This window comes from Moorena sp. SIO3H5 (genome assembly GCF_010692395.1).
Taxonomy (GTDB): domain Bacteria; phylum Cyanobacteriota; class Cyanobacteriia; order Cyanobacteriales; family Coleofasciculaceae; genus Moorena.
This window is the reverse complement of record NZ_JAAHHS010000262.1, coordinates 1-11022: the sequence shown is the minus strand read 5'-3', so window position 1 is coordinate 11022 and position 11022 is coordinate 1. Positions and strand designations below refer to the sequence as shown.

7 protein-coding genes and 1 pseudogene are annotated in these 11022 nt (G+C 44.9%); 6 read left to right on the top strand and 2 right to left on the bottom strand.

From position 1 onward, the window contains the following. Positions 1–532: 532 nt before the first annotated feature. Positions 533–1855, bottom strand: coding sequence for a 30S ribosomal protein S12 methylthiotransferase RimO (rimO, locus tag F6K52_RS24185; protein WP_293083917.1), 1323 nt, complete (start codon positions 1853–1855; stop codon positions 533–535). Between the two features lie 916 nt (positions 1856–2771). Here rimO and btpA point away from each other — a divergent pair. From btpA to F6K52_RS24165, 4 genes are all read left to right on the top strand, one after another. Then, on the top strand, positions 2772–3602 hold the full coding sequence (btpA, locus tag F6K52_RS24180) for a photosystem I biogenesis protein BtpA (protein ID WP_293083914.1): 831 nt from the start codon (positions 2772–2774) through the stop codon (positions 3600–3602). Between the two features lie 257 nt (positions 3603–3859). Beyond that, complete coding sequence (locus F6K52_RS24175) at positions 3860–4852, top strand: vitamin K epoxide reductase family protein (protein WP_293083911.1); 993 nt, start codon at positions 3860–3862, stop codon at positions 4850–4852. A gap of 32 nt (positions 4853–4884) precedes the next feature. After that, positions 4885–5028 carry a hypothetical protein gene (locus F6K52_RS24170; protein ID WP_293083908.1) on the top strand — a complete coding sequence of 48 codons (144 nt, stop codon included), beginning with the start codon at positions 4885–4887 and terminating at the stop codon, positions 5026–5028. A gap of 82 nt (positions 5029–5110) precedes the next feature. After that, the gene (locus F6K52_RS24165) at positions 5111–6388 is read left to right on the top strand and encodes an NAD(P)/FAD-dependent oxidoreductase (RefSeq protein WP_293083905.1); all 1278 of its coding nucleotides are present in this window, start codon (positions 5111–5113) and stop codon (positions 6386–6388) included. Between the two features lie 226 nt (positions 6389–6614). Here F6K52_RS24165 and F6K52_RS24160 read toward each other — a convergent pair whose 3' ends face one another. Then, positions 6615–9080 (bottom strand): calcium-binding protein, encoded by a 2466-nt coding sequence (locus tag F6K52_RS24160; RefSeq protein WP_293083902.1) that lies wholly within the window; start codon positions 9078–9080, stop codon positions 6615–6617. Between the two features lie 580 nt (positions 9081–9660). Here F6K52_RS24160 and F6K52_RS24155 point away from each other — a divergent pair. Continuing rightward, positions 9661–10479 carry a glycosyltransferase family 2 protein gene (locus tag F6K52_RS24155; RefSeq protein ID WP_293083899.1) on the top strand — a complete coding sequence of 273 codons (819 nt, stop codon included), beginning with the start codon at positions 9661–9663 and terminating at the stop codon, positions 10477–10479. 362 nt (positions 10480–10841) lie between these two features. Then, positions 10842–11022 (top strand): annotated as a pseudogene (locus F6K52_RS24150) (hypothetical protein); the annotation flags it as partial.

The window sequence follows — 11022 nt, the reverse complement described above, 5'->3', positions numbered from 1 at the left end:
TGAACCTGCGTCCGCACCTTGTAAGCCCCGTGGAAACCCCCAAGACCGCGCTGCATCGCTTGTCAGGTTGAGGGTGGCTCGCTAGCCAGGTATTGCCCGTTGGATTGGGGTGGGATAAATTATCCCAAATTTAAACCCTCAAAGCTGATTTGATGCACCGCTAAGCTAGTTTTTACCCCCTAAGCAGGTCTTTCTAAGCAGGTCTTTTAAGTGTGCCGTTTAGTCTCCCGTTTAGTCTGCCATTACTATGGGCGACAGAACTATGGGCGACAGACACCCGCTTTTCACAAGGCTAGACACCTTGTCTACAGCTCCATTCTCTTGGTGCGCGTTCCCTTGGCTAGGAAACCTCGCGCCTTGTCTTGATGCAATAGCGAGTGGGGGGGACCCCCAAGACCGCGCTACCTCGCTGCATCGCTGTCGCACCGCAATCTAAAAGACCAAGAATAATGTCTGATTCAGGATTGACCAGATTACTTCCCCTAGTGGTGGAGTTTCTAATTCCAGCCCCTAGTTAAAGCCTGTAGCTTGTTTACGGAGGTAGTACTACAGAACCATACAAGTCGTAGAAATCACAATCAGTAATTTCTGCTGATACTATGGTTCCTGCATAGGCATCACCTTGAACGTAGACCAATCCATCCACCTCAGGGGCAAACCTGGCACTGCGACCAATAAATTCACCCGTTAAGGGATTTTCTTGTTCTATGAGAACATCAACGATCTTGCCCAGACAGTTTTGATTTTTTTTCAAGGAAATCGGTTGTTGAACTGCCATCAGGGCATCCCGTCTGGCATCCATCACCCCTTGGGGCAACTGATTAGGCAATTTGTATGCTGCTGTTCCCTCCTCCGCAGAAAAGGTAAACACTCCAACATGGTCAAATTCATGATGCTGGACAAATTCCAGCAAGTGTTCAAAGTGCTGCTCTGTCTCGCCGGGAAACCCGACAATAAAGGTGGTTCGCAACACTGCATCAGGAAGTGCAGTTTTGAGTTGCTTGATGATAGTGTCATTTACTCGTCCCTGCCAAGGACGGTTCATGGAGCGGAGGATTTCTGGATGGGAGTGCTGTAGAGGCAAATCGAGATAAGGAAGAACATTATGAGTTTCCTGAATGGCTTTAGTCACGGATGGGGTTAAACCCGTGGGATAGGCGTAGTGAATCCTAATCCAGGGGATGTCTACTTCACCTAATGCTCTCAACAGTTCTGCCAGTTTCGGTTCGCCGTATATGTCTAAACCATAGTTGGTGGTGATTTGGGAAATTAAAATCAGCTCTTGAACCCCTTGAGATGCCAACTGCTCAGCTTCCGCAACAATGGATTCTATGGTACGCGATCGCTGCTTTCCCCGGAGGTGCGGAATGATACAGAAGGAACAGCGGTAATCACACCCTTCTGCCACCCGTAGGTAAGCAACCCCTTCAGAAGTTGTTCGGTAGCGTGGCGTTGTTTCGTCAGCAATGTAGGTTGGTTCAGTAGAAACCTCTTGAACGCGATCGCCTGTTTCTACTCTTTGGATTACATCTACTATTTTATGGTAGTCTCCGGTTCCCACCACTGCCACTGCCTCAGGCAACTCTTCCAATAGTTGGCCTTGGAAGTGTTGAGCCATACAGCCCGTGATCACTATTTTTTTATCAGCTTCAGCCAGTTCTACTAGCGTGCGGACTGATTCTCGCCGCGCTTGTTCTATAAAACTACAGGTATTTACAATAACATACTCAGCTAATTCTTCATTGGCATCAACCTGGTATCCTGCCTGCACCAGCAGACCCAGCATATGTTCGGTATCAATGCGATTTTTCTCGCACCCCAAGTGAGATATTGCTACAGTTGGCTTTTTGCCCATTCATTACATCATCTTATATGATATACGACTTAGTGGCATAATCTACTGCCCTTTAGCAGAACCTTACACCAATTGACCATCGATTCTGGTTTGTCAGTGATGTGCTCTACTCCTAATTTGCTCTCCTATTCTACTAGTACTGATGTTCCATATTGATTTCACGATCAAAACCTATAAACTTATTCTAAATTAAATTTTATTAAAATATTCAAAAAAATATTAGGAATTATAAAAATCTCCCTACTCCAAGGGGCTCGTGTTGGTTACCTCGGTCTATGGGGGAGCTCACAGGGGTAGGTTTTTAACAAAGAAGTGAGGTGTGGGGTGTGGGGTGTGGGGTCTAGGGTGTGGGTGATAAGAAGGCGCTGCCTCCCCAAGACCGCGCAAATCACGCTTGTCGTTGTCAGCCATGCTTTGCGCGAGTGGGGGAAACCCCCGTGAGGCCACTGCATCGCTTGTCTGTACCCCCACACCCCACACCCCACACCCAATACCCCACACCTGAGGTCAAAGTAAAAAACCTACCCTTATGAGGTCTATGGGGGAGGGGGGTGCTGATCTCGGCTATTCACGCAATTCCGGTCCCAAAGCTCAAAGTTGACAGGACAAAGGTACAATCTACTGGTAATATAGGTAGTCCTATTTTACCCTTGACCTAGAATCAGTAGGCAGTAGAGATAAAAACAGATGTAGTCGTTTTAGGGCTCACCTCTATCTTGGTGCGCGTTCGGTGTGGGCGTTGAACCTCGCGCCTGGTCGCACAGCACCATTAATGCCAGTGGTAGACCGATGCCAGAAACGGCATTCGACCCTACTCTCAATTTCCAAGTGTTCTATAGGGGGCGCTGGTCCTCTCTATCTGTAGCTTTTCCTCCCCGCTCCCTGATGAGATGGGGCTTCCAAACATCCATCGATTGTGAACTTAGAGCAAATTTTCCAGACACCGAATCCGATCATAGGAGTTGTGCATTTGCTGCCACTCCCTACTTCCCCGCGCTGGGGCGGTAGCCTGCAAGCTGTGATTGACCGAGCCGAGCAAGAGGTCACCGCCTTAGGCTCTGGTGGAGTCGATGGGGTGATTGTTGAAAATTTTTTCGACGCCCCATTTACCAAAAACCAGGTCGATCCAGCAGTAGTCAGTACCATGACGATCATAGTCCAGCGACTGATGAACCTGGTTCCCATACCAATAGGGATCAATATATTACGCAATGATGCTCATAGTGCTTTGGCAATTGCTACTTGTGTAGGGGCTAAATTTATCCGCGTTAATGTTTTGACTGGGATTATGGCAACAGACCAGGGGTTAATTGAGGGACAGGCTCATACACTCTTGCGCTACCGTCGGGCACTGGGTAGTGATGTTAAGATTATTGCCGATGTTCTAGTCAAACATGGACAACCTTTGGAATCACCGGATATCACCATAGCTGTACAAGAAACCTTAGAGCGGGGGTTAGCTGATGGTGTGATTCTATCTGGCTGGGCAACCGGTACTGCTACTAATCCCCAAGACCTGGTTTTAGCCTCGGCGGCGGCTAAGGGCAAACCAGTGTTTATTGGCAGTGGCGCTAATTGGGAAAATATCTCTACCCTGATGCAATATGCTGACGGGGTAATTGTCTCTAGTTCCCTCAAGCGTCGTGGACAAATTGATCAACCTATTGACCCGATTAGGGTAAGTCAATTTGTGGAAGCAGTACGCAGTAGTGTGTCTGCTAAACAAGAACAAAAACCAATTGTTTGAAGGATGAACGCGATCGCGTGGCCTTTTGGCCAAGGTTGTCTGTCAGAATGCAGAATGTAGAATGAGCGCATTCTTAATGCTACATTCTTAATTCTTAATTCTTAATTCAACAAGATTGTTCCGCTATTCGTCGCCGCAAGGCCAAGCTTCACCTTCAACAGACAGTATGTCACCTTGGTTTCTGTCTATTGGTTGTTTGAGTTGATAACGTAGTAGTTAGTACTTTCAAGCAACCCCTATTCCTAATTATCTAGATTATGAGTGTGAGTCGCAGGCGTTCTGTCCCCTGGATTTATCGTTGGTCCCGTCAGCTGATTGCTGCGATCGCTGTCGTGGGTGCCCTGTTAACTGCTTATCTGACTGTGGTTAAACTGACAGGTGGTACTGCAGTTTGCAGCGCGGGTGCAGCTAATGCTTCCAGCTGTAATGATGTCCTTTCCAGCCCTTATGCTAGTATATTTGGTCTGCCACTAACCTTGTTTGGCTTCCTGGCATACACCAGTATGGCTACATTTGCCTTGGCTCCCTTGTTAGTCAAGGGAGACCCAAAGAAGGGACTTCGCTCAAAACTAGAAAATTGGACTTGGTTACTGCTGTTGGCAGGTGCAGCAGCTATGACAGTTTTCAGTAGCTACTTGATGTACTTGTTAGCGTTTGAGATCCAAGCACTCTGTATATACTGCATCACTTCAGCATTATTTGCCATTAGCCTGCTAGTCCTAACCCTTGTGGGTCGCAGTTGGGAAGATATTGGTCAAATTTTCTTTATCGGTCTGATCGTGGGCATGATCACCTTGGTGGGTACCTTAGGCGTTTATGCTAATGTTGGGGAATCCGTTGCTACATCAGCAGATAATGGTGGTCCAATTCCCACAGCCTCTGGTGCGCCAAACGCAGCTATTGGTGGCTGGAAAGTTAACACAACCTCTGGTCAATCGGAAATTGATCTGGCGCGTCATTTGACTGAAGTTGGTGCTAAGAAATACGGAGCTTACTGGTGTCCCCACTGCTATGAGCAGAAGCAACTGTTTGGAAAACAGGCATTCTCTCAAATCAATTATATAGAGTGTGCTCGTGATGGCAAAGATGCTCAGACACAAGCTTGTATCGCTGCTGGAATTAAATCCTATCCTACTTGGCAAATTAATGGCGAATTGCTTCCTGGTGTCCAAACTCTAGAAGAATTGGCTAATGTCACTGACTATAAAGGCTCAAGGGACTTTAAGTATTATTTGCCAGGACGATCTTAGGATTTGAAGGCAAAAGGTAAAGACAGGGAAGTGTGGGGAGATCAGGGGATGGGGAGATGGGGAGATACGGAGATAGGGAGATGGGGAGATGGGGAGATGGGGAAATTTTGATTAAGGGTTCTCATATTAATAAGGTAAACAAGATTTTTTCCCTGTTCCCGATTCCCGATTCCTGATTCCCGATTCCCGATTCCTGATTCCCAATTCTAAATTATAACTTCCCGATTCCCGATTCCCGATTCCCAATTCCCGATTCCCTTGGATAATTCACGAAATCTCAATGTCGTAGTCATTGGTGGTGGAGCCGCTGGTTTTTTTGGGGCAATTACCTGTGCAACTACTCATCCCCATACCAATGTCACTCTGCTAGAAGCCTCACGCCAGCCATTATCGAAGGTACGCATATCTGGTGGTGGACGGTGTAATGTTACTCATGCTTGTTTTGATCCAGCCCAATTGGTACAAGCTTACCCGAGGGGAAGCAAAGCATTGCGAGGAGCTTACACCCGCTTTCAAGCGAAGGATACCATTGCTTGGTTTGGGGCTCACGGTGTTGAGCTGAAAACTGAGGCCGATGGCAGGATGTTTCCGATTACTGATAGTTCGGAAACAATTGTTGATTGTCTCTTACAAGTGGCTAAGAGGGCAGGGGTGAAGATTCGCACCAGTAATCCGGTTAAGTCGATCTCTCGGCAATCTTCCCAACAGCCGACTCCTGAGACGCCACACCAGACCCCAGGAGGATTTGAAATTGGGTTGAGGAATGGAGAGACCATCAGATGCGATCGCGTTTTAGTTGCTACTGGTAGCAATCCCCTAGGCTACCGTTGGGCAAAAGCCTTAGGTCATAAAATCGAAACCCCGGTTCCCTCTCTATTCACCTTTAATATCCCAGACTCCCGTTTACAGGATTTAGCTGGGGTGAGTGTTAAACAGGTCTGCCTGAAATTACCCGATGCTGGTAAAACCTTGAAAGAACAAACGGGACCATTGCTCATTACCCACTGGGGTTTAAGTGGTCCAGTGGTACTCAAGCTTTCTGCTTGGGGGGCGAGAGTGTTGCATGAACACCATTATCAAATGCCCTTGTTGGTGAATTGGCTTCCTGAGTACAACCCAGACCGATTGCGCAAATTACTCCTAGATGTTAAATCCCAGTTACCTCGACGCTTCATTACTACTAGTTGTCCCATTCCTATCCCAAAGCGCCTTTGGGTGAGTTTAGTTACTAGTGTGGGAGTGGGAGCACAAAACCGTTGGGCTGAGTTATCCAAAAAAACCGTACATCAGTTAGTTCAAGAACTGACTCAGGGACGCTATTTGATTCAAGGTAAAGGAGTTTTTAAGGAAGAGTTTGTTACTTGTGGTGGTGTTAGTCTCAAAGAAGTGAATTTCAAGACTATGGAAAGCCGCCAATGTCCAGGTCTTTACTTTGCTGGAGAAATTCTCGATATTGATGGAATTACCGGGGGATTTAATTTTCAGAGTGCTTGGACAACGGGTTGGTTAGGAGGTCAAGGGATTGGTAATAGTTAATATAGCGCTACGCTTAGCCTCAGAAGTCAGAAGTCAGAAGTCAGAAGTCAGAAGTCAGAAGTCAGAAGTAACCTATCACTAAGTTTCGGAGTTTATTAATGTCCTGACCTTCATGGGTAGTGCTATACCGTGATAATTGGTATGAGCGAACAAGATGAGCCAACCCTAGGAATCGGAATAGACAGCAGCGCAATCTCTCTTCTAACCTCTCGACGTCTTGCCGGAACTAGTTAAAGAGAAAAATATCCATGTAAATCTCTTCAAGATGAAAGTCTTCCGATCCATTGAGCAGAGCGATTAATTCATCTCCAGTCTCATAAATACCATTGTTATTAGTGTCTCGATAAATACCTGTACCTTTGTTTGAGCCAAGCTCAACATATGCTTGCACCACATAGTCACTAGCGTCACCCTCAAGGTGGATTTCGTCACCTTCTGAAATTTTGAAATCCGAGATCAGGGCATAATCACTGTCACCATTAGTATTATAGTAAACAGTGATGTCACCCAGAACAAACTTATCTGCCCCTGCACCACCAGTAAGAGTATCTATTCCCTCACCACCATACAGCATGTCATTACCTATACCAGACCGAAGTTGATCATCTCCTCTGCCTCCATACATAGTATCATTCCCTGCATCCCCATTGAGAATGTCATTGCCTGCCCCCCCATTGAAAAAGTCATCACCTTCCCCTCCGTAAAGGGTATCATGATCGTCGCCACCATCTAGGATGTCACTCCCTACACCTCCCTTCAGTGTATCTTTACCTTTGTCACCTTGGAGGGTATCATCCCCTGCATCTCCATTGAGAATGTCATTGCCTCCACCACCGTTGAGGAAGTCATCACCTTCGCCACTACTTAATGTATCATGTCCGTCACTACCATATAAGGTGTCATTATCTATACCAGACCGAAGTTGATCATCTCCTTTGCCTCCATAGAGAAAATCATCCCCTGCATCTCCATTGAGAATGTCATTGCCTCCACCACCGTTGACTAATTCATTACCTTCCCCTCCGTATAGGAGATCATGACCTTCGCCACTATCTAGGATGTCATTCCCTAGACCTCCCTGGAGTGTATCATTACCATTGTCACCGTTGAGGGTATCATCTCCTACATCTCCATTGAGAAGGTCATGGCCTGCACCACCGTTGACAGAGTCATGACCTTCCCCTCCGTATAGAATATCATGATCGTTGCCACCATCTAAAATGTCATTTCCTAGACCTCCCTGGAGTGTATCTTTACCATTGTCACCGTTGAGGGTATCATCTCCTGCATGTCCATTGAGAAGGTCATTGCCTCCGCCACCGTGGAGAAAGTCATAACCTTCGTCTCCGTTCAGGAGATCATGACCTTCGCCACCATCTAAAATGTCATTCCCTACACTTCCATTGAGTGTATCATCACCATTGTCACCGTTGAGGGTATCATCTCCTGAATCTCCATTGACAAGGTCATTAGCTCCACCACCGTTGATAAAGTCATTACCTTCGTTTCCATATAGGCTATCATTATCTTCGCCACCATCTAAAATGTCATTGCCTAGACCTCCATTGAGTGTATCATCACCTTTGCCTCCATATAGAGTATCATCTCCTGCATCTCCATTAAGAAGGTCATTACCTCCACCACCGTTTATAAAGTCATTCCCATCACCACTGGTGATATATTCTTGAGCATCAGTACCAAAAAACACGTCATCTCCTGGATAAAGTGCTGGCATTAGAGAAAGGTCATCATTGTAGTAAAATCGCGCAACATCATAGGCATTCTCTTCCAAAACCTGGTCTTCAGTTACCGATGCCCAGTAGCCAAATCCTCGAATTATTTCCCTGTTGTTTATACCTTTAACTTCACCATTTCTCAGAATTTCTTCTCCGGAAGTGCGGGTATTGCCCTCAATACTGATTTCCCCATTTGGAAGGATCCTAGTTTGTTGCCAGGCTATTGCCTTGTCAATCATTTCTATGACTTCAGCAGTCAGGGCTTCTTCTGGGAAGTAGCTCACCCATTGCGCTGCATAGACTACACCCACCATTTGGTAGCTGCTATCAGAACCTCCAAGTTCGGGATTAACTCCGTCTGACTGTTGGAGTGCTAGACCATCTTCCAGGTACTGACGGGCATAATCCATTAGTTCCGAATTACCTGTTAGCTGATTTGTTAGTCCCAAAGCAGTGGCAACAACATAACGGCGATGAGTGTAGGGTTTGTTGTGACTGATCCCTGTCTCCCAAACTTCCGGTTGAATCATCCAAGCGGCTGCATCTGTTAATTTTTCTTTGTAAGCGTCAATAACATCTGCATACTGTTGAGAGTAGGAAGAGCCCTGAATCAGCAGGAGGCTACGAGCTACTGCATGGACAAATAGGGCAGTACTATGAAAGGCGTCACCTGTGCCTTCAAAACCGCCATCGGCAGATTGCTGAGCAAACCCCCAATCGAACATCTTTAATCCTGCTTCAATAGCGGCTTGATCTTCGTTTATTAAACCGCTAACTATAGCTTCTTCACTCTGCCGCTGTGCTTCGATATACCAGCTTTCTGCTTGGTTGTTTTCCCAATCAGCATTGATTCCCACAGCGCCACTTGTTGCCATCGAATTATAAGTATTCCATGGTCTGGCGTGAATAACATTAGCAACTAAATCTGTGGATTCATGCAAAAAATCTGTATTCATTATTAATTTCGCCTAATTTTCAACAACTTCTAGAAAACTTTAAGGGTTTGTGTAAAAGTTAGCATGCTGATGTTTAAGATAGTGTTCGCGCAACGTTTGCAATACCGAATCTTTAAAAAAAATTAGCGTAAATTAAAATTTAAATACTGGAAGATCTTATCTGTAATGTTGAGCGTTTAGGCATTAAACAGATAACTACCGCTACCATCCCCCCGTGCTGCCTTCGATAGTGTAAACCCTTTGATCATGTCCTATCTCTCTATCTATATATCTCCTGATCTCCCCACACTCCCGATCGTTTGTATAAAAATGAGTCCACTCCGAGATCCGCTGTTTCCTGTTACATAAACTTCATAAAGTTTGTCCTTAATCACTATTATAAGTGCTATATATTAAGCTTGAGTAAACAATTTTAAAAAGTTATACATCAACATCAACATCGCAAACAATTAAATGTACATGTAAGCAAATATTACGCCTAAATAATAGTAAGTAAAGTAAAGTGAAGTAAAGTAAATAACTTCCAAAAGGAAGCTTCTCTTACAACTAATTCAACTGAAAAATATCCTGGAACTTAGTGATGAAATATCAAACTCTACGTGTTTTACATCCTCTTGCTAGTCGCTCAATTACTGTTGTCATTCCTTGCTTGAACGAAGAAGGAAACTTAGAAAAGTTATTCTGGGATTTACAGTTGACTTTTGATAATCTTGGCTTTACTCTGCCAGTACTTCTGGTTGATGATGGCAGTGTAGACCAGACTCCCCAAATCTTAGTATCTCTACAAAAAAAGTACTCCTTCTTAAGGGTGATTCGCCATCCCCAAAGACGAGGTGTTGCAGCTGTGTGGCGTACCGCCATCATCAACACCAACACCGATTGGATTTTCTGGGGTCAAGCCGATCTCGAATCAGATTTTAAAACCGACCTTCCGGCTCTGTTAGAAGCTTGTGGGCCTGATGTCGATGGTGTTGCTGGTTGGCGGCAGAAGCGTGGTGACAATAAACTACAAACTTCTAAATTTGCCAATGGTAGCTGTCGCCTAGCTTTTGGGATGAAAATTCACGACATGAACTGGATTAAACTGGTGCGTCGGGATTTGCTAACTTCTTTGCCCATTGAAAAAATTACCCATCGCTTCCTACTAGCAGTGCTAGCAGGTCAGGGTTACAACATTACGGAAGTACCTACACCGTGGCATAACCGCTATTCCGGAGTCTCTAAATTTGGTCGTAAGCGGCTGCTCAAGTCAGCAATCGACTTTTCCAGGGTTTTCTGGTGGTTCTATATTGAAAACCCTGTTGTTCGGCTAAACCAATATACATCAGGATTGGTCAAAGCCAGCAAGTTTGGGATAGGTGATTCCCAGGTAGTTTCCCAGACCGATTCAAATACTTAAATTCCGTGTTGAAGCGAAATCATAAAGACTTTCAAGGTTTTGAACGATAATCTTTGAACTTACTCAACTGGATCGTTTTTTGAAAGAAAATTTTTGCTATTGCTAATCGATAGGAGTTTTATCAAAAATTTTCTTTCTTCGATTTATCGAAGAAAAACTCACAAAAATTATCCATAGTTTGACAGGCATTGACCAACACATCATTAGGTAATAGTTTCAGCAAGTAACAAATAGATAACTTTGCCGATAACAATATATTAGGGTAAACGTTTGATCTCAATTTGCTACTTCAGAGCCACCTCGTTAGTTTTCCAATTTCAGTGTTAACTTGACTTGATTTGTAAAAAAAGGAGTTAGAAATAATGACTACTGCACCTGATTACGCTAATCCTGTTTACGGTAATTCTGGTAATAATCGAATTGACGGCAGTTACGATGAAGATTACTTAATCGGTGCAGCTGGTGCCGATACTTTAAAAGGTTATAACAGTAATGATCTGTTATATGGTGAAGCTGATAACGATTTTATTTACGGTGGAGACA

What these genes read in the sequence shown, in the direction of transcription:
- rimO (WP_293083917.1), bottom strand. Translation starts at nt 1,855, where the DNA reads ATGGGCAAAAAGCCAACTGTAGCAATATCTCACTTGGGGTGCGAGAAA.
- F6K52_RS24175 (WP_293083911.1), top strand. Translation starts at nt 3,860, where the DNA reads ATGAGTGTGAGTCGCAGGCGTTCTGTCCCCTGGATTTATCGTTGGTCC.
- F6K52_RS24160 (WP_293083902.1), bottom strand. Translation starts at nt 9,080, where the DNA reads ATGAATACAGATTTTTTGCATGAATCCACAGATTTAGTTGCTAATGTT.
- F6K52_RS24155 (WP_293083899.1), top strand. Translation starts at nt 9,661, where the DNA reads ATGAAATATCAAACTCTACGTGTTTTACATCCTCTTGCTAGTCGCTCA.